The sequence below is a fragment of the Alphaproteobacteria bacterium genome (genome assembly GCA_024244705.1).
Lineage (GTDB): Bacteria > Pseudomonadota > Alphaproteobacteria > JAAEOK01 > JAAEOK01 > JAAEOK01.
Window position 1 is genome coordinate 104,241 of record JAAEOK010000053.1, and the last position, 24,730, is coordinate 128,970.

24 protein-coding genes and 1 other RNA gene are annotated in these 24,730 nt (G+C 64.7%); 13 read left to right on the forward strand and 12 right to left on the reverse strand.

Annotated elements, in window-relative coordinates; translation table 11 throughout:
- The first annotated feature begins 119 nt into the window (after positions 1-119).
- Positions 120-938: a DUF1849 family protein gene (locus GY791_09510; GenBank protein ID MCP4328655.1), complete on the forward strand. Its 819-nt coding sequence runs from the start codon at positions 120-122 to the stop codon at positions 936-938.
- A 5-nt stretch (positions 939-943) separates the two neighbouring features.
- Positions 944-1,966: a TAXI family TRAP transporter solute-binding subunit gene (locus GY791_09515; GenBank protein ID MCP4328656.1), complete on the forward strand. Its 1,023-nt coding sequence runs from the start codon at positions 944-946 to the stop codon at positions 1,964-1,966.
- Between the two features lie 12 nt (positions 1,967-1,978).
- Here GY791_09515 and GY791_09520 read toward each other — a convergent pair whose 3' ends face one another.
- Together GY791_09520 and GY791_09525 are read right to left on the reverse strand one after the other, a co-directional pair.
- Positions 1,979-2,860, reverse strand: coding sequence for a sulfotransferase (locus GY791_09520; protein ID MCP4328657.1), 882 nt, complete (start codon positions 2,858-2,860; stop codon positions 1,979-1,981).
- Positions 2,861-2,997: 137 nt separating this feature from the next.
- Positions 2,998-3,651, reverse strand: coding sequence for a glutathione S-transferase family protein (locus GY791_09525; GenBank protein MCP4328658.1), 654 nt, complete (start codon positions 3,649-3,651; stop codon positions 2,998-3,000).
- A 154-nt stretch (positions 3,652-3,805) separates the two neighbouring features.
- Here GY791_09525 and GY791_09530 point away from each other — a divergent pair, with 154 nt between their 5' ends.
- Positions 3,806-5,218, forward strand: coding sequence for a leucyl aminopeptidase family protein (locus tag GY791_09530; protein ID MCP4328659.1), 1,413 nt, complete (start codon positions 3,806-3,808; stop codon positions 5,216-5,218).
- Complete coding sequence (locus tag GY791_09535; GenBank protein MCP4328660.1) at positions 5,215-6,285, forward strand: AI-2E family transporter; 1,071 nt, start codon at positions 5,215-5,217, stop codon at positions 6,283-6,285. Before GY791_09530 ends, GY791_09535 begins: the two co-directional genes overlap by 4 nt.
- Positions 6,286-6,579: 294 nt before the next feature.
- Here GY791_09535 and GY791_09540 read toward each other — a convergent pair whose 3' ends face one another.
- Both GY791_09540 and GY791_09545 read right to left on the reverse strand, forming a co-directional pair.
- Positions 6,580-7,512, reverse strand: a complete 933-nt coding sequence (locus tag GY791_09540) for a glyoxylate/hydroxypyruvate reductase A (GenBank protein ID MCP4328661.1) — start codon at positions 7,510-7,512, stop codon at positions 6,580-6,582.
- Between the two features lie 167 nt (positions 7,513-7,679).
- Positions 7,680-8,018: a DUF1127 domain-containing protein gene (locus GY791_09545; GenBank protein MCP4328662.1), complete on the reverse strand. Its 339-nt coding sequence runs from the start codon at positions 8,016-8,018 to the stop codon at positions 7,680-7,682.
- A 116-nt stretch (positions 8,019-8,134) separates the two neighbouring features.
- Between GY791_09545 and GY791_09550 the strand changes: the two genes are divergently transcribed.
- Positions 8,135-9,028 (forward strand): LysR family transcriptional regulator, encoded by an 894-nt coding sequence (locus tag GY791_09550; GenBank protein ID MCP4328663.1) that lies wholly within the window; start codon positions 8,135-8,137, stop codon positions 9,026-9,028.
- Here the strand turns inward: GY791_09550 and GY791_09555 are convergent.
- The 7 genes from GY791_09555 to GY791_09585 all read right to left on the reverse strand — a co-directional run bounded on the left by GY791_09555 (position 9,025) and on the right by GY791_09585 (position 17,601).
- Complete coding sequence (locus GY791_09555; protein ID MCP4328664.1) at positions 9,025-9,684, reverse strand: hypothetical protein; 660 nt, start codon at positions 9,682-9,684, stop codon at positions 9,025-9,027. The two genes, GY791_09550 and GY791_09555, sit on opposite strands and share 4 nt — an antisense overlap.
- A 34-nt stretch (positions 9,685-9,718) precedes the next feature.
- Entirely contained in the window at positions 9,719-11,347 is a 1,629-nt protein-coding gene (locus tag GY791_09560; GenBank protein MCP4328665.1) for an ABC transporter ATP-binding protein, read from the reverse strand.
- Positions 11,348-11,351: 4 nt separating this feature from the next.
- Positions 11,352-12,404 carry an ABC transporter permease gene (locus GY791_09565; GenBank protein ID MCP4328666.1) on the reverse strand — a complete coding sequence of 351 codons (1,053 nt, stop codon included), beginning with the start codon at positions 12,402-12,404 and terminating at the stop codon, positions 11,352-11,354.
- A 6-nt stretch (positions 12,405-12,410) separates the two neighbouring features.
- Positions 12,411-13,523, reverse strand: a complete 1,113-nt coding sequence (locus tag GY791_09570) for a microcin C ABC transporter permease YejB (GenBank protein ID MCP4328667.1) — start codon at positions 13,521-13,523, stop codon at positions 12,411-12,413.
- 42 nt (positions 13,524-13,565) lie between these two features.
- On the reverse strand, positions 13,566-15,401 hold the full coding sequence (locus GY791_09575) for an ABC transporter substrate-binding protein (protein MCP4328668.1): 1,836 nt from the start codon (positions 15,399-15,401) through the stop codon (positions 13,566-13,568).
- A 168-nt stretch (positions 15,402-15,569) separates the two neighbouring features.
- Entirely contained in the window at positions 15,570-16,349 is a 780-nt protein-coding gene (gene hisN, locus GY791_09580; GenBank protein ID MCP4328669.1) for a histidinol-phosphatase, read from the reverse strand.
- Between the two features lie 10 nt (positions 16,350-16,359).
- Positions 16,360-17,601 (reverse strand): c-type cytochrome, encoded by a 1,242-nt coding sequence (locus GY791_09585; protein ID MCP4328670.1) that lies wholly within the window; start codon positions 17,599-17,601, stop codon positions 16,360-16,362.
- 184 nt (positions 17,602-17,785) lie between these two features.
- On the opposite strand from GY791_09585, the gene GY791_09590 reads away from it, so the two are divergent.
- From GY791_09590 to GY791_09600, 3 genes are read left to right on the forward strand one after another with little or no spacing between them, the layout of a single operon-like run.
- The gene (locus GY791_09590) at positions 17,786-18,523 is read left to right on the forward strand and encodes a 3-deoxy-manno-octulosonate cytidylyltransferase (GenBank protein MCP4328671.1); all 738 of its coding nucleotides are present in this window, start codon (positions 17,786-17,788) and stop codon (positions 18,521-18,523) included.
- Between the two features lie 10 nt (positions 18,524-18,533).
- Positions 18,534-19,391, forward strand: a complete 858-nt coding sequence (locus tag GY791_09595) for a prephenate dehydratase (GenBank protein MCP4328672.1) — start codon at positions 18,534-18,536, stop codon at positions 19,389-19,391.
- A 28-nt stretch (positions 19,392-19,419) separates the two neighbouring features.
- Positions 19,420-20,121, forward strand: a complete 702-nt coding sequence (locus GY791_09600) for an ankyrin repeat domain-containing protein (GenBank protein MCP4328673.1) — start codon at positions 19,420-19,422, stop codon at positions 20,119-20,121.
- Here the strand turns inward: GY791_09600 and nudC are convergent.
- Positions 20,118-21,029 (reverse strand): NAD(+) diphosphatase, encoded by a 912-nt coding sequence (gene nudC / locus GY791_09605; GenBank protein ID MCP4328674.1) that lies wholly within the window; start codon positions 21,027-21,029, stop codon positions 20,118-20,120. The genes GY791_09600 and nudC overlap by 4 nt on opposite strands.
- Before the next feature lie 90 nt (positions 21,030-21,119).
- Here nudC and ffs point away from each other — a divergent pair.
- The 5 genes from ffs to GY791_09630 form a co-directional block, all read left to right on the forward strand.
- An RNA gene (ffs, locus tag GY791_09610) (signal recognition particle sRNA small type) lies at positions 21,120-21,216 on the forward strand.
- 32 nt (positions 21,217-21,248) lie between these two features.
- Positions 21,249-22,973 carry a DNA polymerase III subunit gamma/tau gene (locus GY791_09615; protein MCP4328675.1) on the forward strand — a complete coding sequence of 575 codons (1,725 nt, stop codon included), beginning with the start codon at positions 21,249-21,251 and terminating at the stop codon, positions 22,971-22,973.
- A 3-nt stretch (positions 22,974-22,976) separates the two neighbouring features.
- A complete protein-coding gene (locus GY791_09620; protein ID MCP4328676.1) occupies positions 22,977-23,300 on the forward strand; it encodes a YbaB/EbfC family nucleoid-associated protein in 324 nt (107 codons plus the stop codon).
- Positions 23,301-23,308: 8 nt separating this feature from the next.
- Positions 23,309-23,902, forward strand: coding sequence for a recombination protein RecR (gene recR / locus GY791_09625; protein ID MCP4328677.1), 594 nt, complete (start codon positions 23,309-23,311; stop codon positions 23,900-23,902).
- A gap of 532 nt (positions 23,903-24,434) precedes the next feature.
- Positions 24,435-24,730: hypothetical protein (locus tag GY791_09630; GenBank protein MCP4328678.1), on the forward strand; the 296-nt coding region annotated here is incomplete at its 3' end.

Below are 24,730 nucleotides of genomic sequence, written 5' to 3' on the forward strand. Positions count from 1 at the left end.
CGGCGAGGCGGGGCCAAGGCGCCGCCGGCTTCGGTCCGGAAGCGACCCCGAACCGATTCACGCGGGATCGGATTCCGGCCGGCTCAGTCGAAGGCATCAGGGTGAAAAAAGGATTTGTGATGGCAATCGGGCGAAGATTTGTAACCGCGGCGACGATAGGTTTCGCGGTCCTGACCGTGGCCGGCGCGGAGGCCGCGCATGGCGCGACGATGACGCCGCATCGGGCAACCTATGTCCTTTCCGCCGCACCGGGAGTCGGCCAAAAAGAGGCCACGGTCATCGATGGATTGATGGTGTTCGAGTTGTCCGACGATTGCGATGGACACACGCTGACCGATCGCACCGTCATTCGGTTGAGCGCCGTCGAGGGGTACAGCGTCACTCTCGACAGCCAATACAGCGCTTGGGAATCGAAGGACGGCGTGAGCTTTCGGTTCTTGACCAGTTTCCGTCTCGATGGCGACGAGATCGAGACGATTCGCGGGAGCGCAAGACTGGACAAACCCGGCGGTTCGGGAATCGTCAGCTATGTCAGCCCCGAAGCCAAGGAGCTCGAGCTCCCGCAAGGCACACGGTTTCCGATCGAGGCCGGAATCCACACCATCGGCAAGATCGAAACCGGCGCCCGCCAACTTTCTTACATTCTGTTCGACGGCTCCGGAACCGACGGCGCGAACTTTGCCACCGATTTCGTGGTCGATGAACCAATGGAGGCGGGAACCCCGCCGACCGGTTCGGTCACGTTGCTGGACGGACCGTCATGGCGGATCCGGACCGCGGTCTTCGATCTCGATGACGAGTCGGCGCCACCGTTGACGGAATTCGACGGGCAGACCCACGCCAACGGGGTCATCAGCGGTTTCATTCTCGAGTCCGACGCTTTCGCCGCCCTGGCCACGCTGACCAAGCTCGAAGCCTTGCCCGATTCGGGATGTTGAGCTCGATGTCCGGCAGATCCGGGATACCGCGTCTGCGAGCTGTCGGTGTCTTGCTGGGCTGCGCGATCGCCGTCCTCGCCGGTGCCGCGGCTGCACAACAGCTTTCCTTTTTTCGTATCGGCACCGGCTCGACCGGGGGCACGTATTTTCCCATCGGCGGGCTGCTTGCCAGCCTGATTTCCAATCCGCCCGGGTCGCGATCCTGCGACAAGGGCGGCAGCTGCGGCGTGCCGGGTCTTATCGCGGTGGCACAGTCGACCGAGGGTTCCGTCGATAACATCAATGGCATCGCCGCCGGCGAGATCGACTCGGGTTTATCGCAGGCCGACGTCGCCTATTGGGCCTATACCGGGACCGGGGTTTACGCCTGGCGCGGACCCTACGAAAAGCTGCGTTTGATCGCCAACCTCTATCCCGAAAGCGTGCAAGTCGTGGTTCGCCGCGACTCCGGCATCGCCTCGGTGGCCGATTTGCGGGGCAAACGCGTCGCGCTGGGTGCCCCCGAATCGGGGACCCTGGTCGACGCGCAGATCATCCTCAAGACCTTTGGCATCGAAGAATTCGACCTCAAGCCGTTCTACCTGTTGCCGGGACCGGCCGGCGATTTGCTTCGCGACGGCGGCCTCGATGCCTTTTTCCTGGTCGCCGGGGTGCCGACCAACGCGATCTCCATCCTTTCCGAAGAAATCGAAATCGACCTGTTGTCGGTGGAAGGCGAGCAAGCCGCGCAGCTTATCGAAGACTATCCGTTCTTCGCCTTCAATCTCATTCCCGCCGAGACCTACGCCGGTACGGCGGAAGTGCGGACGTTGGCGGTGGGCGCGCAATGGGTTCTGTCGGCCGATATCGACGAGGATATCGTTTACGGCATGACGCGCGCGCTGTGGCACGACAACAGTCGCCGGTTGCTCAGCAGCGGCCATCCCAAAGGCGAGCATATCCGTACCGAGTCCGCTCTCGACGGCGCGGCGATACCGTTGCATCCCGGGGCCGAGCGGTATTACCGCGAGGCCGGCCTTATCGAATAGGCGGAGTCGCGATCAGATCGCTTCCGGTCGGCCGTTCGCGGATTCCAGCCAAGCGGCTGTATGCCGATTGCGCAAATACTGGTGGGCATCGAAAAGCTGGTCACGGTGGAGGTCGAGCAACGAGGCCAGGTAGCGGCCGCTAATCGGAACATTGTTGATTTTCCCAATACGAGTGTCCGCTCGCTCGGTGATCGCGCCGCCGGACGGTTCGACCTCGAGGAAACCCAAGATCGCGCGCAGGAACGATCGCGGGTCGGCGCAGAGGTCATCATAGAATGCGATGTGAACGTTCGATTCGCCGAAATGCCTTCGCCACAGCTTGATATGTCTTACATAGTCGGCGCCCTTCCTAATGCTGGGATGGCCGAGAATTTGCCATATTTGAGTTTCGTCGGCCCGGTCGATCGTGATGCCGCACGCGTTTCTGATACGCATGGCGGCCGCCGACCACGACCGTTCGATTGGATTGCGCAGGATGTAGATAACTTTCGCGTTCCCGACAAGGCGAGCGACATGGCCGACACCCTCCTCATCGAGGCGCGAATAGGCCGGCGTCACCTCGCCCACCCGAACGTCGGAATCGGGCGGAAATAAGTTGCCGTACCACTTGTCGCTCAGGAACGACAAGTAGCGTCCATACCATCTGATGCGTTCGATGCCGGGCCACCCGTGGCACCGAATTTCGGCAGCTACTCGGGCGCTCCGCCGCCACCACCAGACAAGGTGGCGGTAGGACTTGTCGCCACGGACGTTCCAGACATGGTCGAAATAGTGCAGCTCCTTTAGGGGCGGCAACCACAACCGGGGATGATTGCACAGGTTGACGTGCAGCCAGGAGGTCCCCGATTTCTGGGCGCCGATGCACAAGAAGTCGGGGTAACGGAGCGTGGTCATCTGGGGCGATTCGGGCGGTGACCGTTGATCGCTCTACCGTAAACGACATTCAACATTAATTGGTCCCGGCCACCCATGCGTTCGTGCTCACCAACCGTCAAAACGCCTTTCGGTTCGACAACCTTTTGTTAGTTGCCTCAGAATTCCGAACTGTCGATGATCCACGGCTCGCCCTCGGCGGCGGATACCCACTCGTGCATGCCGGGCCAGCTCTTGATCGCCTCGCAGTAGGCGGCGGCGCCGTCGCCGAGTTTGACTTCGTAGGTGTTGAAGCGCCAAACCACCGGCGCGAACATGGCGTCGGCAATCGTGAAATCGCCAAACAGGAACGGCCCTTCGCCACTGAACCGGGTGCGGCAATCGCGCCAGATCGCGGTGATACGGTTGATGTCCTGCTGGACCTCGGGGGGATAGTCGTGGCCGGGGAAACGCCCACGAATATTCATCGGCAGGTGCGTTCGAAGCGCGGTAAAACCGGCATGCATCTCGGCTGAAATCGCGCGCGCGACGGCACGGGGTTCACGGTCCGTTGGCCACAAGCCGGCCATCGGAAAGAGCTCGGCGAGATATTCGGCGATCGCCAGCGATTCCCAGACCACCGTATCGCCATGACGCAGGGCCGGTACCTTGCCCGAGGGCGAGTGCCGCCGGATCTCGTCGAGATAATCGTCGCGGTAGAGTGGAATGACGATCTCATCGTGCTCGGCGCCGGTGTGCTTGAGGGCGAGCCAGGCCCGCAACGACCAGGAAGAATAGTTCTTGTTCCCCAGTATGATGGTCAGATCGCTCATGGTGCCGTCACTCGTCACAATGGTTTCGCTCGGTCGCCGCGGAAGATCTCCGCCTTGGCAAGCGGGAAACATGGCACAGTCCGGGCCGATTTACATCTTTCAAAGCGCGGACCGGCGCGCCAAACTGCGCCGACCATCACGCCGACCGGAGCCGATGACGCCGATCTTCCTCAAACGCCCTGCGCGGACAACGAAAGCCCTGATCCCGGTGGAGCAAAGCGCGTACGCGGCGTGGCTGGAGGATCAGCCGGCAGCGGTACGCAATTGGCTTGCCAACACCGGATTCGCCGCCCGACCGGGTCAAATCGGTGCGGTGGCCACCGGCGACGGCGGCATCGATTTCGTCGTTGTCGGCGTCACCGCGAGCGAAGCCATTTGGTCCTATGGCGGGCTCGCCCGCGGGCTGGCCGCCGGCAGCTACCGCATCGATGCCGACCTCGGACCCGCCGCCGCGACCGCCGCCGCAACCGGCTGGGCCCTGGGCGCCTATCGGTTCGACCGCTATCGCACCGCGGAAGCGCCCGCGGCCAAGCTGGTCTGGCCCAAAGGCGTCGACCGCGCGGCAGTCGAGCGAACGGTCGCCGCGACCACCTTGGTGCGCGATCTGGTCAATACGCCGGCCAGCGACATGGGCCCGCCGGAACTTGCGACGGCGGCGCGGCGGCTGGCCCGCCGTCACCGCGCGCGCTGCCGGGTCGTCAGCGGCGGCGATCTGTTGCGGCGGAATTTTCCCGCCATCCACGCGGTCGGACGCGCGGCATCCAAGGCGCCGCGCCTGATCGACCTCAGCTGGGGCCGCCGCGACGCGCCCCGGGTCACCATCGCCGGAAAGGGCGTCTGTTTCGATACCGGCGGCCTCGACATCAAGTCGGCCGCCGGCATGAGATTGATGAAAAAGGACATGGGCGGTGCCGCCCACGCCTTGGGCCTGGCCCACATGATCATGGCGGCCGATCTCGACGTCCGTCTGCGGGTCTTGATTCCCGCCGTCGAGAACACGATTGCCGGCAACGCGGTCTACCCGCTCGATGTGGTGCGCTCGCGCAGCGGTCGCACGATCGAAATCGGCCACACCGACGCCGAGGGCCGTGTCGTCCTGTCCGACGCGCTGACCGAGGCGTGCCGCGAGAAGCCCGACCTGCTGATCGATTTCGCAACCTTGACCGGGGCCGCCCGGGTCGCGTTGGGGCCGGAGGTGGCGGCGATGTTCAGCAACGACGACGACCTCGCCTCCGCGATCGGCGACCATGCCGTTGGCGCCGAAGACCCGGTATGGCGGTTGCCGTTGTGGCAGCCCTATGGCGACTACAACAAGAGCGACGTTGCCGATATCTCGAACGATTCCAACAGTCGCTTCGGCGGCGCGATCGCGGCCGCCCTGTTTCTCGAGAGCTTCGTCGAAAGCGATATCAGCTGGGTGCATTTCGACATCATGGCGTGGAATGTCAGGGACCGTGCCGGTCGGCCCAAGGGCGGCGAGGCGATGGCTATGCGGGCCATGTTTGGCGTTGTCGCCGAACGCTATCCGCCGCGCCGGAAACGATCGCGGGCGGGCGCCGACCGATGAGCGATACCACCCGCACCTTGTCGCGGCTGCTGCCGTTTTCGCTGAGTTTCGGCGTCGCCGCGCTGACTTTACTGCTGCTGGTCGAAGGCCGCGAGCTGTTGATACCGATCGCGTTGGCGGTATTGATCTGGTACCTGATCAACGCCATCGTCCGCGGCGTGGCTTGGGTGTGGCCGGGTGAAGAATTGCCGCGCTGGCTCGGTCTGACGGTCGCGCTCTGCGTTATGGTTCTGGTGTTCTGGGGCATCGGCCGGTTGCTCGGCGGGAGCATCGCCGGCGTGTCGCAGGCGGCGCCGACCTACCAGCAAAATCTCGATGAATTGATTGTCCGCGTCGCCCACATGATCGGCATCGACGATGTGCCGACGATGGCCGACGTCTTCGACAAGATCAATCTGCAGTCGATGATCGGCCAGTTCGCCGAATCTGCGGCCGGCATCGCCGGCCGGGTCGGCATCATCATTGTCTATGTGATGTTCCTGCTGCTCGAGCAACAAAGCTTCGACCGCAAGCTGACCGCGTTGCTGCCCAACCCGGAGCGCGAATCGGCGGTGCGCAAGATCATCACCCAGGTCCAGGTCGACGTGCAGACCTATCTCTGGATCAAGACCTTGATGAGCATCCTCACCGGCGGCATCAGCTATATCGTGCTGGCTTTGGTCGGCGTCGATTTCGCCGCGTTCTGGGCGTTCATCATCTTTCTGCTCAACTATATTCCGACCATCGGCTCGCTGATCGGCATCATATTTCCGGCCCTGCTCACGATCATCCAGTTCAACGAATTCGGTCCTTTCCTGATCGTGCTTGGCTGTCTTTCCGGCGCCCAATTCACCATCGGCAACGTGCTCGAGCCGCGGTTGATGGGCAGCTCGCTCAATCTCAGCCCGCTGGTGATGATTCTCTCGCTCGCGTTGTGGGGCCAAATCTGGGGCGTCGTCGGCATGTTCCTGTGTGTGCCGATCATGGTCATGCTGATGATCGTTTTTGCCCATTTCGATGGCACCCGGCCGATCGCGATCATGCTGTCGGGCAATGGCCGCATCGACGATTACATCAGCAAGGAATAACGCGCCGTCGCCCCCTGTGCCGCTTCAGAGCGTTATGTATTCATGTAGAATCGATTCTGTTGCGGTTTGGGCGCGGCGGCCCGCCAGGCGCCGTCCGAAACGCGATGCCAAAGCATCGGGTGAGGACGGCGACGACGCGGAGGCCTGCCCAAACGCAACCCTGTCGGGCCGGGGCCTTTTTCGCCCTGACGGCATCACCCGCCTCGACCGTATGCCGGATACGCTCCGCGGTGCTTTCCTGGTCATGGCGAAAAATGTCTCCGGCAGAATGGTTCTACATGAACACATAGCGCTCTAATACCCGGCCGCGGGGTCGACCAGATTGAGCGGCTGATCGCCGGCCTCGACCCGGCGGATGTTATCGGCGACCAGGCCGGCCACCGAACGCGGGTCGGAAATACTCGCCACATGGGGCGTGATGGTGATCCTCGGGTGGCGCCAGAACGGATGGTCGGCCGGTATCGGTTCCTCGCGGAAAACGTCGAGCGTTGCACCGGCCAGCCGGCCGCTGTCGAGGGCCGGGATCAGATCCTCCTCGACGAGGTGGCGGCCGCGGGCCGCGTTGATCAAATAGGCGCCGTCGGGGAGTCCGGCGAAGAGCGACGCGCCGAGGATGCCTTCGGTCGCCGCGGTCAGCGGCAACAGGCAGATCAGGATCTCGGTCCGCGCCAGGAACGTCTCCAATCCGTCAGCGCCATGAAAGCTTTCGATCCCGGCGATGTCCTTCTTGGTCCGGCTCCATCCGGCGACGTCGAAGCCGAGATCGGCCAGCTGCCGCCCGGCATCGGCGCCGAGTTCGCCGAGGCCCATGATGCCGACCGGCCGCTCCCCCGCCGCCGGCTGGTCCAGCATGCGCCAAATGCGGTCGGCCTGGAACGCCTCATAGGTCGGAACCTGGCGATGGTAGCGCAGAACGTAGAGCAGCACGTATTCGGTCATGCGCGCCGTCAGATTGGGGTCGACGATGCGGGCGATCGGTACGCCCGGCGGCAAATCGGGGTCGCGAAAGATGTGGTCGACGCCGGCGCCGAGCGAGAGGATCGCCTTGAGCTTGGGCAGGGAACGCAGCAGCCCGATCTCGGGGCGCCATACCAATGCGTAGTCGATATCGTCCTTGTCGCCGATCTCCGGCCATACCCGCAGGTCGAGATCGGGCACGTGCCTGCCCAACTCGTCGCGCCACCATTGGCCGCGATCGATGTCGCTCTGGAACAGCACGGTCGTCATCGGTGCATCGGCTGTGGCATGTCGCGTCCCCGGTTCGGCTGCTGGGCTGTGTCTACAGCCTCGGGTGCGGCGCGCCAAGCCCGTTGGGCATTGGCCGATATCCACCGGCCGTGGCGCCGTCCACGGCCGGTGATGGCGATAATCGATTGGCTGGCCGGACCGCCGGGTTAGCGGTTCGAATGGTGATCGGTCAAGGCGCGTTCGCGGAGCCAGTAATCGACGCGCGCGTCGTTGCCCGGGCCCCACCACGGCGACGGGCCCATGTGCCGCATCAATGCCCGGTCGTTAGCCGACCCGGCGAGACCCGACGCCGACGCGTCGTCGGCCGCCGAGCGACCTGGCGGCAGGCCGATGTCGTCGAGCAAACGGTCGTCGAGAGTCCGCGTCAGGGTAGCGACGACGCGGCGGCGGCGATGATGAAAATTCCACGAGTCCCAGGCCGTAGCCATGCGATGAAAGAGCGACGTCAGAGCCTGCTCGGTATGGGTAGCGCTGATGTAGGCCATCTCGCTTTCTCCACGTAAATGGTTGTGTTGTAAGAAATCTGGTCCCGATTATGGTATTTGACAAATGAATAATTATTATCTATTAAATCAAATTTATTGATGACGGTGAGATACCAATGAACAGCCATCTTGAGAGCGACCTGCTGCGCACCTTCGTTGCCATCGCCGATAGCGGGAGTTTTACCCGGGCGGCGGAAACCGTGCATCGCACGCAATCGGCGGTCAGCATGCAGGTGAAGCGGTTGGAAGATGCGACCGGGACCTCGCTGTTCGATCGGGGAACCCGGGGCGTCAAGCTGACCGCGCCCGGTGAAAAACTCCTCGGCGATGCCCGCCGCATTTTGACCCTCATCGATCAAGCCGCGGCCTCGTTGCGCGGCGAGCCCCTTGAAGGCGCGGTGCGGATCGGCATACCGGCGGATTACGGCCCGACGATATTGCCCCGGGCGTTGGGCAATTTTGCCAAGAACAACACGGGCGTCGAGATCACCGTGAGGTGCGGCGCCTCGGCCGACCTCAACGCGGCCTTGTCCGACGAAGAGCTCGATCTGGTCGTGGTCTGGGAAGAAACGATCAGGGCCGGCAGCGAGGTCCTGCTCTACGATCCGACCGTGTGGGCGACATCGGAAAGCCATTGCCCCCATGAACAGGATCCGATGCCGGTGGCACTGTACGAGCACGGGTGCTGGTGCCGCGACTGGGCGGTGATGACCCTCGATCAGCACCCCAAGGACTACCGCGTCGCTTACACCAGCGACAGCAGCGAGGGGTTGAAATCGGCGGTCAGCTCAGGCCTGGCGATCGCGCCGCTGTCGCGGCGGATGATACCGCCCGGATGCCGCGAGCTCACCAAGGAAGATGGGTTCTGGAACATCCTCGATTCGAACGTCGTCATGCGTCGCCGCAGCAATGTCCCGTCGCCGGTGTTGGAAGAAATGGCGGCGGCGATACGCGAGGCCTTTCAGGCGCCGCTCGCCGATGCCGATGTCGCCTTGAGCCAGGTCGGCTAGCCGAACCGGTTCCAGGTCTTGGCGAGGGCCAGGCGGGCGGGGTTGAATTCTTCGTTCGACGCCGCGTCCATGCCTTCGCCATCCAACAGCGGAGCCACATGCTCGAGCACCGCGCGCACGGTCGCCCGCTGTTCGTCCGAGAGCAGGGCGACCAAATTGGCGTGCTTCTCGACGATGGCGCGTTCGGCCGACCTCGCTTCCGGGGTCGGGTTGCGCAACATCTCCTTGATGTCGTCGGGTACGTCCGGCATGTCCTTGACGAATTCGTACTGGTCGTCGAGGCTATGCGGCGACGGCGCGGTCAGGGTGAAGCAGAGCGAATCGGCGAAGCCGAACAGCCAATGATCGGTCCCCCGCGGATCCTGTCCTTCGAGGTCGAGCGCCATCCACAGAAACCCCGGTAAATAATAGGCCAAGCCTTCCGCCGTCATGAAGGCCGGGATCGCGTCGTGCGGCGCCTCATAGTCCCTCAGCAACTCTTCGAAAGCAATATCGCGCCAGTCCCGGTCACCGAACAATTCGGTTACCAGATTACCCTCGTAACCGGTGCAGCCGGGGCGGGTGTGGGCGATCCGATCGGCACCCGGATGGCGCCGATCGGCAAACGCGCTTTCGATTCGGGCACGGAGTGTCGTTCCTTCGGACTGGTTCGCCATCAGGAAGTCCTTTCGGGCCTTGGCCCCTGCTCGTCTATGTGCTTACCACGCCGGATTCGTCGGCTTCCAGGTGGAAGGCGGCGGCGAACAGCGCTTGGGTATAGGGTTGCTCGGGGTTGTGGAAGATCTTGTCGGCCGGACCCTGTTCGACCACCCGGCCGTCCTTCATCACCAAAATATAATGGGACATGGCGCGCACCACCTTGAGGTCGTGGCTGATGAACATGTAGGCCAGGTCGTGGCGATCCTGCAAAGCGCGCAGCAGATCGACGATTTGCGCCTGCACCGACATGTCGAGTGCCGAGGTCGGCTCGTCGAGGATGATGAATTTGGGCTTGAGGATCAGCGCGCGCGCGATCGCGATGCGCTGACGCTGGCCGCCGGAGAATTCGTGCGGATAGCGATGCCGAGATTCGCGCTCGAGGCCGACCTCTTCCAGCGCCTCGATGATCAACCGGTCGCGCTCGGTCTCGGTGCGGCCGATGTCGTGCACCTTCAAACCCTCGGCAACGATCTGCCCGACCGACATGCGCGGCGACAACGATCCGTAGGGATCCTGGAATACGACCTGCATTTCGCGCCGGTAGGCGCGCATCGCCTTCGACGTGAGCCCTTGGATGTCGTGGCCGAGGAAGCGGATCGGACCGTCGCTCCCGATCAGGCGTATCAGGCCGAGGCCGAGCGTGGTCTTGCCGGAGCCGCTTTCGCCGACGACACCCAGTGTCTGGCCCTCGCGGATGTCGACGCTGATGCCGTCGACCGCTTTGACATAGTCCACGGTACGTCGAAGCACGCCGGCCTTGATCGGGAAATACACCTTTAGGTCCTGCGCGGCCATGATCTCCGGCGCATCCGGGCGCGGCGCCTGGGGCTCGCCCTTGGGCTCGGCGGCCAGCAGGCGCTGGGTATAGGCGTGCTGCGGATTGTCGAAAATGGCGGCGGTCGCTCCCTGCTCGACGATCCGCCCCTCCTGCATCACGCTCACTTGGTCCGACATCATCCGCACGATGCCGAGGTCGTGGGTGATCAGCAGCAGGGTCATGCCGAGTTCGCGCTGCAGGTCCTTGAGGAGCTTGAGGATCTGGGCCTGGATGGTGACGTCGAGCGCGGTCGTCGGTTCGTCGGCGATCAACAAGTCGGGCTCATTGGCCAGCGCCATCGCGATCATCACCCGCTGCCGCTGGCCACCGGACAGTTCGTGCGGGTATGCGCCCAGGCGATTGCGCGCCTGCGGCAGGCCGACCAGGTCGAGCAGCTCGAGCGTGCGTGCGCGCGCCGCCGCCGTATCGAGCCCCTTGTGGATGAACAGGATCTCGTTGATCTGTTTCTCGACCGAATGAAGCGGATTGAGCGACGTCATCGGCTCTTGGAAAATCATCGCGATCTGATTGCCGCGTATCTTGCGCAGGGTGTCCTCGGGCGCCGACAACAACTCCTCGCCATTGAAAAATATCTCGCCCGTCGGGTGGCTGGCCAACGGGTAGGGCAACAGTTTCAAGACCGACAACGCGGTCACCGTCTTTCCCGACCCGCTCTCGCCGACGAGCGCCACGGTTTCGCCGCGGCCGATTTCGAACGAGATATGGTCGACCGCCGGCACCGCGCGTTCGCCCTTGCCGAAATGGACGGACAGGTCGTTGACCCGAAGCAGAGTCTCGGTCACCGCCTCATCCCTCCTGGAACGTTTTGCGCGGGTCGAAGGCGTCGCGCACACCCTCGCCAATGAAGATCAGCAGGCTCAGCATGACGGCGATGACGAAGAACGAGGTCAGGCCGAGCCACGGCGCTTGCAGGTTGTTCTTGCCCTGCTGCAGCATCTCACCGAGGGAGGCCGAGCCGGCGGGCAGGCCCAAGCCGAGAAAGTCGAGCGCGGTCAGGGCGGTAATGCCGCCGCTGAGCACGAACGGCATGAAGGTCAGGGTGGCGACCATGGCATTGGGCAGGACGTGGCGGAACATGATCACGGAGTTGCCGATACCGAGCGCGCGGGCGGCACGGACATAGTCGAAATTGCGCGCGCGCAGGAACTCCGCCCGGACCACACCCTCCAGCGTCATCCAGCTGAACAGCAGCATGAACCCCAGCAGCCACCAGAAGCTCGGCTGGATCAGGCTGACCAGGATGATGAGCAGGAACAATTGCGGCATGCCGCCCCACATTTCGATAAACCGCTGGAACAGCAGATCGGTCCAGCCGCCGAAATAACCCTGCACCGCGCCGGCGGCGACACCCAATACCGAGCTGAACGATGTCAGCACGAGCCCGAACAGCACCGAAATGCGGAAGCCGTAAATCAGCCGCGCTGTCACATCGCGTCCCTGGTCGTCGGTACCGAGCCAGTTTTGCGCCGACGGCGGCGACGGCGCGGGCGTCGGCAGTTGGTGGAGAATGGTGTTGTAGCTGAAGGGGATCAGCGGCCACAGGATCCAGCCGTTCTCCTCGATCAGATCGACGACCTCGGGATCCGAGTAGACCGCCTCGGTCTCGAAGAACCCGCCGAAGGTGGTCTCCGGGTAGGCGGCGAAAATCGGGTAGTAGTAGGCGCCGTCATATTCGACCAGAAGCGGCTTGTCGTTGGCGATGAATTCGGCGAACAGACTGAGCACGAACAGAATCATGAAAATCCACAGCGACCAGAAGCCCCGTTTGTTGGCGCGGAAGTTCCGCAACCGGCGTGCGGTGAGCGGCGTGATCCCGAGGCCGAGGAAGGTTTCCCGCATCGCCGTTCAGACCTCGCGGCTTTCGAAATCGATGCGCGGATCGACCAGGGTATAGGTGATGTCGGTCAGCAATTTGACCAGCAGGCCAAGCAAGGTGAAGAAATAGACCGAAGCGAACATGATCGGATAATCGCGATTGATCACCGCTTCGAAGCCGAGCAGACCGATGCCGTCGAGCGAAAAGATGATCTCGATCAACAGCGAGCCGCCGAAAATGATGGCGATGAAGGCGCCCGGGAAGCCGGCGATAACGATCAGCATCGCGTTGCGGAAGACATGCCCGTATAGCACCCGGTGCTCGGTCAGGCCCTTGGCCCGCGCGGTCAGCACGTATTGCTTGTTGATCTCTTCGAGGAACGAATTCTTGGTCAGCATGGTCAGGCCGGCAAAGGCGCCGATCGTCAATGACACCACGGGCAATACCATGTGCCACAGGTAATCCGTGATCTGGTGGAACCAGTCGAGGTCGTGCCAGTTGTCGGAGACCAGCCCACGCAAGGGGAACCAGTCGAGATAGCGCCCGCCGGCAAAGACCACGATCAGGAAAATGGCGAACAGGAATCCCGGGATCGCGTTACCGACGATGATGACGCCGCTGGTCCACAGGTCGAACCGCTGGCCGTCGCGCACTGCCTTGGCGATACCCAGAGGGATACAAATCGAGTAGGTCAGCAAGAATGTCCAGGCGCCGATCGAAATCGATACCGGCAGCCGCTCCAGCACCATGTCGACGACACTTTGATCGCGGTAATAGCTGGTGCCGAAATCGAAGGTCGCATAGTTGCCGATCATCAGCACGAAGCGTTCCAAGATCGGCTTGTCGAAACCGAACTGCTTCTCGATTTCCTTGATGATCTCGGGGTCGAGGCCTTGGGCGCCCCGATACTTGCTCTGGCTCGCCTCGCGCCCGGAAGGGCGTTCCGATTGGGTGCCGCCGGTGTCGCCGCCGACATTGCCGCTGATCCGCGCGGTAGCGTCGACCGACTCGCCCTGGATCTGGGCGATCAGCTGTTCGACCGGCCCGCCCGGAGCGACTTGAACGATGAAGAAGTTGAGCACCATGATCCCGAACAGAGTCGGGATGATCAACAGCAACCGGCGGATGATATAGGCGACCATCGAAGGCCTATCGGCTCCTAAACTGGATAGTCCGAGCCCGGGCTAGCTTCTTCTTCGGCGTGAAGTCAGCGCCGCTTCCTTTTCCTTGTCGACCCACCAGGTGTTGATCGCCGTACCGCGGATTGTCAGCTCTTCCGGCCGGTCGAACTTGTTCCAATATACCATCCGGTTGTAGGGGATGTGCCAGTGCGGGATGACGTAGTGCCCCCACAACAAGACGCGATCCAGCGCGCGCGTGCGGTTCACCAGCGATTCACGATCCGGCGCCGAAATCACCAAATCGATCAGCTCATCGACGACCGGGTCGTTGATCCCTGCAACGTTGCGACTTCCCCTGGTGTCGGCGGCGCCAATGCCCCAGTAATCCCGCTGCTCGTTTCCCGGCGACAGCGACTGACCCCAGACCATTACCATCATGTCGAAATCGAAATCGTCGACGCGGTTTTGATATTGACTGGTATCGACGCGGCGGATCTCGGCGTCGATTCCAAGGCGCTTCAAATTTTGCACGAAGGGCAGAGCAATCTTTTCCCAGGTTGGTTGAACGATGAGAATCTCGAAAGTCATCGGCTCGCCGGTCTCGACATTGACCAGCTTGCGGTCGCGTATCTCCCAGCCCGCTTTCTTGAGCAGGTCGATTGCCGTCTTCAGGTTGGCACGAATACGCCCGTCGCCGCCGGTCTCCGGCGGCAGGTACTCGGCGGTGAACACCTCGTCCGGTATTTGGCCGCGGAATTTCTCCAGGATCACCAGTTCATCGCCCGTCGGCAGTCCGGAGGAAGCGAGCTCGGAATTGGAGAAGTAGCTCTTGGTCCGGGTGTACTGGCCATAGAACAAGTTCTTGTTGGTGGTCTCGAAATCGAACGCGTAGGCCAGCGCTTGGCGCACCCTTGGATCCTTGAAAATATCCTTACGGGTGTTGAACACGAACCCCTGCATTCCGGTCGGCAATTTGTGGGGTACGGATTCCACGACCAATTCGCCTTTCCCGACGGCCGGGGTGTCATACGCCGTCGCCCAGTTCTTGGCCGAGTTCTCGGCGCGGTAGTCGAACTCGCCGGCCTTGAATGCCTCGAGTGCGACCGTCGCGTCCCGATAATAGTCGTAGATGATGCGGTCGAAATTATCCTGGCCCCTGGCGACCGGAAGATCCTTGGCCCAGTAATCGTCATCGCGGACATAGACAATCGAACGGCCCGGATCGACCGAGTCGACTCGATAGGGGCCGCTACCCAGAGGCGCTTCCAAAGTCGTCTTCTCGAACTCCTTGCCCTCCCAATACGCTTTCGACAGCACCGGGAGTTCGGCGACGATCAACGGCAGTTCACGATTCTCGCCGTCGTCAAAGGTGAATCTGATGCGCTGCGGTCCCAGGACTTCCGCCGCAACAACGTTGTGATAGTAGGCGCGATAATGGGGATGCCCTTTGAACTTTAGCGTGTCGAAGGTGAAGGCGACGTCCTCGGCGGTAATCTGCGTGCCGTCATGGAACCGCGCTTCGGGGCGCAGATTGAATATGACCCAGGACCGGTCCTCGGGCGTCTCCATCGATTCGGCGACCAACCCATAGCGTGTAAAGGGCTCGTCGGACGATGCAACCGTAAGCGTGTCATATACATTGCCGAGTCCGGCCGCCGGCACGCCACGCAGGGTGAACGGATTGACCGTATCGAAGGAGCCGCCGGCGGTGCCCAGCCGCAGCGTGCCGCCCTTGGGCGCGTCCGGATTGACGTAGTCGAAATGGGTAAAGTCGGGGCCATATTTGACGTCGCCATGCATAGCGATGCCGTGAACCGGTTCGACCTCCTCCGCCTCGGCGGCGGAAAACGATCCGAGCAGGAACAGGGCGGCGATCGGGGCTACGACAAGGGCACGCATACGCTTTCGTCCTTCTGGCGGCGGTCACGTGGCGCGCAAGCTATCGAATTTCGGCGGCGGCGGCAAAGAGACAATGCCGCGGCGCTCCCGCCCGCGCGCATACCGTTTTATAGCTAGGCTAGGCTCGGGCCGGAGTCTTGTCCGAAATTAGGCGAAATTGGGGCGATTCTAACCTCGAAGCTCGGCCAGAACGGCGTCATGGATTCGGACATCGCCGACGACACACATGCGGCCATCCGAATGCAAGTCCAGCGCCGTGCCCGACCAGTCGCTGATCACGCCGCCGGCGCCTTCGACCACGTTGATCAGAGCGCAGAAATCATAAGGTTTGAGGTTGGCCTCGACGACGATATCGACGAAACCGAGGCTGAGCACGCCATAGCCGTAGCAGTCGTAGCCGTAGCGGGTTCGTTTGACCGACCGGCTGAGGCGGTCGAAGGCGGTGGCCTCGGTGGCGCCAAACAGCTGTGGCGAGGTCGAGGTCAGGGTCGCCGCGTCAAGGCTTGCGCAAGGGCGGGTCGAGATCGGCGCCCCATTGAACGTCGTCCGCTGGCCGGCGATACCCAGCCACCGTTCGCCCAGGATCGGCTGATCGATGACGCCCAACACCGGGCGGCCGCGGTGGAGGAGGGCGATCAGGGTGCCGAACAGCGGCACGCCGCTGATGAAGGTCTGGGTGCCGTCGATCGGATCGATCACCCACAGGTATTCGGCGTCGAGGCCGTGCTGCCCGTGTTCCTCGCCGAAGATGCCGTGGTCGGGGCATTCGGCGGTCAGGATATCGCGGATCGCGGCCTCGGCCTCACGATCGGCGACGGTAACCGGAGAGGCGTCCGATTTTTCTTCGATGGCGAGGCCGGTGCGGAAATAGCGCCGGATAACCGCACCGCTGGCGTCGGCGAGCCGGCCGGCAAGCGTCACGTACGCATCCGGAACGACGGCAGCCATCGGTGTTTGCCTATTGGGGCGGGGGAACCGGGTCGCCGCTTTGCTTGCCCAGCCAGGCCAGCAAGTTGGCGATCTGTTGTTGGTCCTTGATGCCGGGAAAGGCCATCTTGCTGCCGGGAACCTCGTCTTTCGGATTGGCGAGATATTCGAACAGTCGGGCATAGGTCCATTCGCCGCCGAACTTGGTCATCGCGGGCGAATATTTGTAACCCTCGACGCCCGCCACCGGGCGGTCGACGACACCCCACAAATTGGGTCCGATCTTGTTGCCCTTGCCTTCGGCGATGTTGTGACAGGCCATGCATTTCTTGGCCGTCTTTTCGCCCGCCGCCGGATCCGCGTTGGCGAACAGGGGGCCGAGCGCGGGGCCGGCGGTGGCCGCCGCCTGTTGCGGCGCGGCATCGGGGCTTTCGGCGGCGTCGGGACTCTCCGCCGCGTCGGGGCTCTGCGCCTCGTCCGGGCTTTGTGCCTCGTCGGGGCTCTGTGCCTCGTCCGGGCTTTGAGCCTCATCGGCCATTTCGCTTTCGGCCGCCATCTCGGGCTGCGGCGGCGTCTCCGGTTCGGCCGCGGCAGGCGCCTCTGGTTCGGCCGCCGGCGGGGCCGCGCTCGCCATTTCGGGCTCGGCCGGGGCCGGGGCGGCGTCCGCCTCCTCGGCCGGCCTGGCCTCGTCCGCGGGTGACGCGTCGGCGGCGGTTTCCTCGGCCTTGGCCTCGACCGCCGGCAATGGCGCCGGGGACGGGCTTTGTTCGCGCATCCAGGCGATCAGATCGGCCCGTTTCTGTGCGTTCCTGGCACCGGCGAAGGCCATCTTGGTGCCCGGCGCGAAGCCCTTGGGGCTGGCCAGGAACTGGTCGAGCCGGTCATAGGTCCAGTCGCCGCCCATGTCGGCCAGGGCGCCCGAATAGGCGAAGCCGGCATTGTTGGCCACCGGCTGGGCGACAGCGTTCCACAGATTGGGACCGACTTTGTCGGCGCCGCCGTCGTCGAATGTGTGGCACGTGGCGCATTTCTTGGTCTCGCCCTGACCGGCGGCCGGATCGGCGTTGGCCAACAGCTCAGCCACCGACGGGCCCTGATCGGGAATGGCGCCGGCATCGGGCTCCATGTCACCGTCCGCGCCGCGCACGAGATAGACGTTCTCTTCCAGATCGTGGACGCTGACCAGGGCCCTGGCAATCTGGCCGACGACCATTGCGGTCAGCGCGGCGGCTAGGACGGCGCCCGCTATTTTGTTGAACTCAAAGCTATTCATCACTCCCCCGAAGGCCGCTAGCGGCTCCGATGTGCCACACAAACCGATGCGCACCGATATACGCGAGCCGATTGGCTCGATCAACCACGCCCGTCGACAGGTTTTAGTCTATCGGCTAAATCTTTCCAAGAGCCCGTTGTACCGGTGCCGCGGCGGGCGCCATCGAGCCATGGAGTAAGCAGTCATGAACCCGGTGATAGTTATTCCCGCCCGGCTGCAGGCGGTGCGCTTTCCGGGCAAGCCGTTGGCCGACATTCACGGGACGCCGATGATTGTCCATGTCTGGCGCCGGGCGGTGGCGGCGGCGATCGGCCCGGTTGTGGTCGCCTGCGGTGACCGCGAAATCGCCGCCGCGATCGAGGGCGAGCACGGCAACGCGGTCCTGACCGAGGCCGGCCTGCATTCCGGTTCGGACCGCGTCCACGCCGCCCTTCAGCGGGTCGATCCCGACGGCATGTTCGATGTCGTCGTCAACGTCCAAGGCGATCTGCCGGCGCTCGAACCGGAAACGGCGCGGCGCGCGCTGGTGCCGCTCGCCAACGACGCCGTCGATATCGCCACCTTGGGCGCGCCGCTTGCTGCGGAAGACGCCGGAAATCCCAACGTGGTCAAGGCGATACTCGGCGCCGACGAAGGCACCGACGTTTGGCGGGCCCGGACCTTTACCCGGCACGCGCCGGCCGCCGATGCCCGCGCGCTCCACCACATCGGCATCTATGCGTTCCGCCGCCCCGCGCTCGACCGCTTCGTGGCCTTGCCGCCGAGTGCGGGGGAGCAGCGCGAGCGGCTCGAGCAGTTGCGCGCCCTCGACGACGGCATGCGCATCGACGTGGCCCGCGTTGACACGGTTCCGCTCGGTGTCGATACTCCCGCCGACCTCGACCGGGTCCGCCTCGTGCTCGCGCCCGGGAAGCCGAACTGAGCATCCACCCATGACCGACGAAGCCGACAGCATCATTGCCTTTCAGGGCGCCCCCGGCGCCTATTCGGACGTCGCTTGCCGTCACCTCTATCCGGAGATGTCGACGCTCGCCTGCGCGTCGTTCGAGGATGTCTTTGCCGCCGTCGTCGAAGGCCAGGCCGCGCTGGCGATGATCCCGATCGAGAATTCGGTCGCCGGGCGGGTGGCCGACATCCATCATTTGATGCCGACGTCGGACCTCCACATCATCGGCGAGCACTTCCAGCCCATCAATCATCGTCTGTTGGCGATCCGCGGGGCCATGATCGACGGTCTCAGGACGGTGCACAGTCACGTCCACGCCCTGGCCCAGTGCCGCGACCTGATCCGCCGCCTCGGCGTCACCCCGATGGTCCACACCGACACCGCCGCCGCGGCCCAGGAGATCGCCGAGCGCGAGGATCCGTCGATGGCCGCGATCGGCTCGTCGCTGGCCGCCGAGATTTACGATTTGGCGACGCTCGAGAGCGATATCGAGGATGCCGAACACAACACGACGCGCTTCCTGATCATGGCGCGGTCGGCGATCACGCCGCCGGCCGCCGGCCCGCCGGCGGTGACCAGCTTTATCTTCGAGGTTCGCTCGGTGCCGGCGGCGCTCTACAAGGCGCTCGGCGGATTCGCCACCAACGGCGTCAATATGACCAAGCTCGAGAGCTATATGGTCGGCGGCAATTTCGCCCAGGCCGCGTTCTATGCCGACATCGAGGGTCACCCCGAGCACCGTCTGGTCCGACTGGCGATGGAAGAGTTGGAGTTTTTCTCGCGCAAGGTGCGGATTCTCGGCGTGTATCCGGCCCATCCGCATCGGTTGTCGGAAATTCGCTAATTCAGGCCTCGACCAAAGCGATCGCGCGGTGACCGATTCCGACCTCGATCTTGCTTTGTTGGCGTCGGTCAAGGCGGGCGATGGCTATCGCGCGAGCCGCCTGCTGGCGGCCGGCGCCGACATCAACGCCACCGACCCGGCCGGCCTGACGCCGCTCCACGGTGCCGTGTTCAATGGCGACACCGCGCTGGTCGATCTTCTGCTCGCCGCCCCGGGTATCGATGTCAATCGCGCCGAAGGTCCCGGTGCCCCGGCGTTGATCGCCGCGGTCGCCCACGGCTACATCGATATCGTGACCGCGTTGGTCGCCTTCCCGGGAACCGATATCGACCGCCTGCATGACGGCAAGTCGGCATTGCTGACCGCGGTCGCGGTCAATGATCGCGACCTCGCCGAAACGCTGCTGACCCGCGCCGATCGGTCGGTGGCGGCGCGGGCCGATGGGTTCACGGTCGAGGATTTCGCGGCCGGCTGTGGGCGGGTCCTGAGATACCAGCTGGCGATTCTCGACCTGCGCCACCGGCTGCCCCGCGAAGGACTGTGGAACGCGCTCGCCGAGGGCGGCGCGATAGCGGGTGACGGAACATTGTCGGGTGCCGTCCGCGGCCGCCGCTGGAGCGCCGCTTTCAACCTGCCGCCGGGTTTCGCCGGCGATGCCCAGGTAATCCAGGATTTTCTCGAATATTGCGCCCGCGGCGACCGCCGTACGGCGCGGCTGGTGGCGGGTTAGGTCGTGTCGTTCAACCAGTCCTCGATCAGCCGGCGGGCGATCGAATCGGGCCGCGGCAGGCGGAAACTTTCGTCCTCGGGCGAGGCGCCGATCGCCTCGCGGGTGAACCAGCGCGCGTCCTCGAGCTCGTCCTCGTAGACCGTGATCGCGTCGTCGCGGGCGCGGGCGTGGAAGCCCAGCATGAGCGACGACGGGAACGGCCACGGCTGCGACGAGTGGTAGCGGATGTCGGTGACGTCGATGCCGACTTCCTCCATGATTTCCCGCGCCACCGCGTCCTCCAGGCTTTCCCCCGGCTCGACGAATCCGGCGAGCGTCGAATGCAGGCCCGCCGGCCAGCCCGGCTGGCGGCCGAGGATGCAGCGGTCGCCGTCATGGACCAGCATGATGACCGCCGGGTCGAGGCGCGGAAAATGCTGCGTCGCGCAGCCGGCGTCGGTGCAGACCCGGACATGGCCGCCCTGGGTGCTTTCCGTCGGGTGGCCGCAGACCCCGCAATAGAGGTGGCGTCGGTGCCAGCTGAACAGCCCGCGGGCATAGGCCAGTATCGATCCTTCGTGGCGGTCGAGCAGCGGACCGACATTGCGCAAATCCTCGAACACGCCGTCGGCCGGCAGCGCGTCCAACGGCGCCTCGATCTCGGAGATGTCGATGGCGAAATGGGCGGTGCCGTCGACCTCGCCGAGGAAGGCGACGAACCGCGTCTCGGCGACCAGGGTTTCGATCTCGGCCGCCGAGACATAGACCGCGTTGGGCCTCTCGACGGTGCGCACCAGGTTTCGCGCGCGCCACACCGGCACGATGTGGGAGCGCGCGTCGGCCAGCCGCCGGATCAGCCAATCGTCGTCGCGGCGGTGGTGCGCGGCGCGGTCGAGGCGCCCGGCGGCATAGGGGTTGGGGCCGTGCATGGGGCGCAATCTCGCACTTTCGCCGGCGCCGGGCAATCGCCCTCGATCGCCCCTTGCCCTCGGGGTGGCGAGTCCTGATATAGTGCCGCTGGGAGGTTGGCGCGGACGGGCGCCTCGCCAACCCGGTCAGGTCCGGAAGGAAGCAGCCGTAACGAGTTTCGCCCGGGTCGCTGTCCAATCTCCCGCTTCGCGAATCGCCGCCCCTTCCACGCCGAGCGCATGACAGACCTGGCCGAAACCGCCGCCGCCACGACACCCTACCGGGTGCTCGCCCGCAAATACCGTCCCGGCACCTTCACCGAGCTGGTCGGACAGGCGCCGATGGTGACGACCCTGACCAACGCGATGGCGATGGGGCGCCTGGCTCATGCCTTCGTGCTCACCGGCGTGCGCGGCGTCGGCAAGACGACGACCGCCCGCATCATCGCCCGGGCGCTCAACTGCGTCGGCCCCGACGGCAGCGGCGGTCCGACCCCGGAACCCTGCGGCATCTGCGCCAATTGCGTCGCCATCGCCGAGGACCGCCACATCGACGTCATCGAGATGGATGCCGCCAGTCGCACCGGCGTCGACGACATCCGCGAGATCATCGAGGGCGTGCGCTACAAACCGGTCACCGCGCGGTTCAAGGTCTATATCATCGACGAAGTCCACATGCTGTCGCGCAACGCCTTCAACGCGCTGCTGAAGACCCTCGAAGAGCCGCCCGAGCACGTCAAGTTCGTCTTCGCCACGACCGAGATCCGCAAGGTGCCGGTCACCGTGCTGTCGCGCTGCCAGCGCTTCGATCTGCGCCGCGTCGACCTCGAGCTGTTGGAGAGCCACCTCGCCGACATCGCCCAGCGCGAAGGCGCGGCGGTGGCGCCGGCCGCGATCGCGGTCCTCGCCCGCGCCGCCGACGGCTCGGTGCGCGACGGGCTGTCGCTGCTCGACCAGGCGATCGGCCAGGCCACCGGCGAGGTCACCGCCGACCATGTGCGCGACATGCTGGGGCTCGCCGATCGCACCCAACTGTTCGACCTTTTCGACCATTTGATGAAGGGCGAGATCGCCGCCGCCCTCGACCTCGTCGAGACCATGTACAAGTCCGGCGCCGACCCGGTTGCCGTGGTCCAGGATTTGCTCGACCACACCCACTGGATCACCCGCATGAAGGTCGCCGCCGACGCCGCCCGCAGCGCCGCGGTCTCCGATGTCGAGCGCCAGCGCGGCACGGCGATGGCGGAGGCCCTGCCGATGCCGGTCTTGACGCGGGCCTGGCAGATGATGCTCAAAGGGTTGGGCGAGGTCCAAGGCGCCCCCAGCCCGCTGCCGGCGGTCGAAATGGTCCTGATCCGGCTCGCCTATGCGGCCGAGATGCCGCCGCCCGGCGATCTGGTGCGCCGGCTGCAGCAGGATGATGCGCCGGCCGCCGACGCGAAACCGCCGCCCGCGCCGCCGCCGCCGGCGGACAACGGAAACGGCGCCGGCGTGCGGGCCGTTGGTGGCGACGGCAACGCGGTGCTGGCGCCGGCCGCCGATCCCACTCCGGAGGGCGCCGCCGAGGCGGCCTCGTTCGAGCAGGTCGTCGCCCTGTTCGAAGCCAACCGCGAACAACTCCTCGCCAGCCATCTGACCCGCAACGTCCACCTGGTCAAGTTCGAGCGCGGCCGCATCGAGATCCGGCCGACCCGGCAGGCGCCGGCCAACCTTGCCAATCAGGTCGGCCAGATGCTGGGCACGTGGACCGGCGATCGTTGGGTGGTGACCGTGTCGGGCGAGGACGGCGCGCCGACCCTCGCCGATCAGGCCGATGCCCGGCGCCGGGCGGAGATTGTGGCGGCGGCGGAGATCCCGTTGGTCCGTGCGGCGCTTGACACCTTTCCCGGCGCCACCATAGAAGCGGTGCGCGAAATCTCGCCGACGCCCGACGCGGCGGCCGACGACGACAGCGAAGAGGCTTAGACGATGAAGAACCTCGGCCAGTTGATGAAGCAGGCTCAGGAGATGCAGAGCAAGGTGGCCGAGATGCAGGACCGGCTGGCCGACGCCGAGGTCACCGGTTCGGCCGGTGCCGGCATGGTCCATGTCACGCTCAACGGCAAGGGCGAGGTGCGCCAGATCAAGATCGATCCCGGCCTGACCACCGGTGAGGATATCGAGGTGCTCGAGGATCTGCTGGTCGCCGCCTTCAACGATGCCCGCGCCAAGGTCGAGCAGCTGGCGTCCGAAGAAATGAAGAAGATCACCGGCGGGCTGGCGCTGCCGCCGGGCATGAACTTCCCCCTCTAAGGGGCGCCATGGCGAGCAGCGAAATCGAGCAGCTGATCCTGCTCCTCGCCAAGCTTCCCGGGCTCGGGCCGCGGTCGGCGCGGCGCGCCGCGCTCCACCTGATCAATCGCCGCGAGGGCTTGATGCAGCCGCTGTCGCGGGCCTTGACCGAGGCCGCCGACCGCATCCGCATCTGCGGCCGGTGCGGTAATATCGACACCCGGGACCCCTGCGCCATCTGCATCGACCCGCGCCGCGACCCGTCGATCGTGTGCGTCGTCGAACAGGTCGCCGACCTGTGGGCCCTGGAGCGGACCCACGCCTTCAAGGGCCTTTACCATGTCCTCGGTGGCACGCTGAGCGCCCTCGACGGCGTCGGCCCGGAGGATCTGCGGATCGACGGATTGGTCGCCCGCGCCCGGGCCCCGGAAGTCCGCGAAATCATCCTCGCCCTCGGCGCCACGGTCGACGGCCAGACCACCGCGCATTATGTCGCCGAGCGGCTGGAAGACGCCGAGGTCAGCATCACCCGGCTCGCCCATGGCGTCCCGGTCGGCGGCGAGCTCGACTATCTCGATGATGGCACCCTGACCGCGGCGCTGAAAGCGAGACGGGAAGTTTAGATACTGTTTCGGCGGCGGGGGCGGCCCCGCCAGCGGGTTCATGTGACATCCCGGGCGCGGCGCAGGACCGGTTGTTTCGATCCCCCCTCACCCCGACCCTCTCCCTCAAGGGGAGAGGGAGTTCGGCCGAGCGCGGCGTATCGTCCCTCTCCCCAATGGGGAGAGAGGGATTCCAACGAGCACGGCATATCGTCCCTCGCCCCATTGGGGAGAGGGATGCGCAGGCTTGGCGAGGCCACAAGGCCAAGCCTAGCCGGAGCCGGGTGAGGGGGAAATCACTCCGACCGAGCCGCGGGCATGGCCGACCCAGCCATCCCTGTCGCTCGGTCGGCAACGCGGATTCGCCCTGGAAATCATCGCGCCGAAATGCAACACTGCAACCGAACCGTGTCGAAGCACACGGACCAAATAAACCTTTGCGTACCAAGCGGTTGGGGTCGATGTTTTGCCGCCCAAGGGCGCGGACTGGAGCCAACAGCGCCGTACTCCTCATTGTGAGGAGGGCGGCGTGGAACCCTAGGGGAGCCGCCCAATGGCCGCACGCGTCGAAGACGCCCGAATAACGACCCTTACCAATATCCCGAACCCGGTTACGCCCGCCCGCCCGGCGGCCTCGCTGAAGACCACGTTGCTGGTCGGCGCGGCGACGGTTGCGGTGGCGGCGCAGCTTCCGGTGGACGAGGCCCGGGCGCAGGACAAGTGGGGCCCGTGGATCGCGCCCGGCGGCCAGTTCGGCAGCGCGCAGGAAGGCAACCTCGACATCTTCGTGCCGCTGGCCCAGGACGCCACCTCGATGTGGTTCCTCAACGCCAACGGCTTCGCCAACAC

Coding starts and splice junctions, on each gene's coding strand:
- GY791_09535 (MCP4328660.1), top strand. CDS start 5,215: ATGAGCGATACCACCCGCACCTTGTCGCGGCTGCTGCCGTTTTCGCTG.
- GY791_09515 (MCP4328656.1), top strand. CDS start 944: ATGTCCGGCAGATCCGGGATACCGCGTCTGCGAGCTGTCGGTGTCTTG.
- recR (MCP4328677.1), top strand. CDS start 23,309: ATGGCGAGCAGCGAAATCGAGCAGCTGATCCTGCTCCTCGCCAAGCTT.
- hisN (MCP4328669.1), bottom strand. CDS start 16,349: ATGGCTGCCGTCGTTCCGGATGCGTACGTGACGCTTGCCGGCCGGCTC.
- GY791_09545 (MCP4328662.1), bottom strand. CDS start 8,018: ATGGCCTACATCAGCGCTACCCATACCGAGCAGGCTCTGACGTCGCTC.
- GY791_09615 (MCP4328675.1), top strand. CDS start 21,249: ATGACAGACCTGGCCGAAACCGCCGCCGCCACGACACCCTACCGGGTG.
- GY791_09620 (MCP4328676.1), top strand. CDS start 22,977: ATGAAGAACCTCGGCCAGTTGATGAAGCAGGCTCAGGAGATGCAGAGC.
- GY791_09550 (MCP4328663.1), top strand. CDS start 8,135: ATGAACAGCCATCTTGAGAGCGACCTGCTGCGCACCTTCGTTGCCATC.
- GY791_09575 (MCP4328668.1), bottom strand. CDS start 15,401: ATGCGTGCCCTTGTCGTAGCCCCGATCGCCGCCCTGTTCCTGCTCGGA.
- GY791_09530 (MCP4328659.1), top strand. CDS start 3,806: ATGACGCCGATCTTCCTCAAACGCCCTGCGCGGACAACGAAAGCCCTG.
- GY791_09595 (MCP4328672.1), top strand. CDS start 18,534: ATGACCGACGAAGCCGACAGCATCATTGCCTTTCAGGGCGCCCCCGGC.
- GY791_09570 (MCP4328667.1), bottom strand. CDS start 13,523: ATGGTCGCCTATATCATCCGCCGGTTGCTGTTGATCATCCCGACTCTG.
- nudC (MCP4328674.1), bottom strand. CDS start 21,029: ATGCACGGCCCCAACCCCTATGCCGCCGGGCGCCTCGACCGCGCCGCG.
- GY791_09565 (MCP4328666.1), bottom strand. CDS start 12,404: ATGCGGGAAACCTTCCTCGGCCTCGGGATCACGCCGCTCACCGCACGC.
- GY791_09590 (MCP4328671.1), top strand. CDS start 17,786: ATGAACCCGGTGATAGTTATTCCCGCCCGGCTGCAGGCGGTGCGCTTT.
- GY791_09525 (MCP4328658.1), bottom strand. CDS start 3,651: ATGAGCGATCTGACCATCATACTGGGGAACAAGAACTATTCTTCCTGG.
- GY791_09555 (MCP4328664.1), bottom strand. CDS start 9,684: ATGGCGAACCAGTCCGAAGGAACGACACTCCGTGCCCGAATCGAAAGC.
- GY791_09585 (MCP4328670.1), bottom strand. CDS start 17,601: ATGAATAGCTTTGAGTTCAACAAAATAGCGGGCGCCGTCCTAGCCGCC.
- GY791_09540 (MCP4328661.1), bottom strand. CDS start 7,512: ATGACGACCGTGCTGTTCCAGAGCGACATCGATCGCGGCCAATGGTGG.
- GY791_09510 (MCP4328655.1), top strand. CDS start 120: ATGGCAATCGGGCGAAGATTTGTAACCGCGGCGACGATAGGTTTCGCG.
- GY791_09520 (MCP4328657.1), bottom strand. CDS start 2,860: ATGACCACGCTCCGTTACCCCGACTTCTTGTGCATCGGCGCCCAGAAA.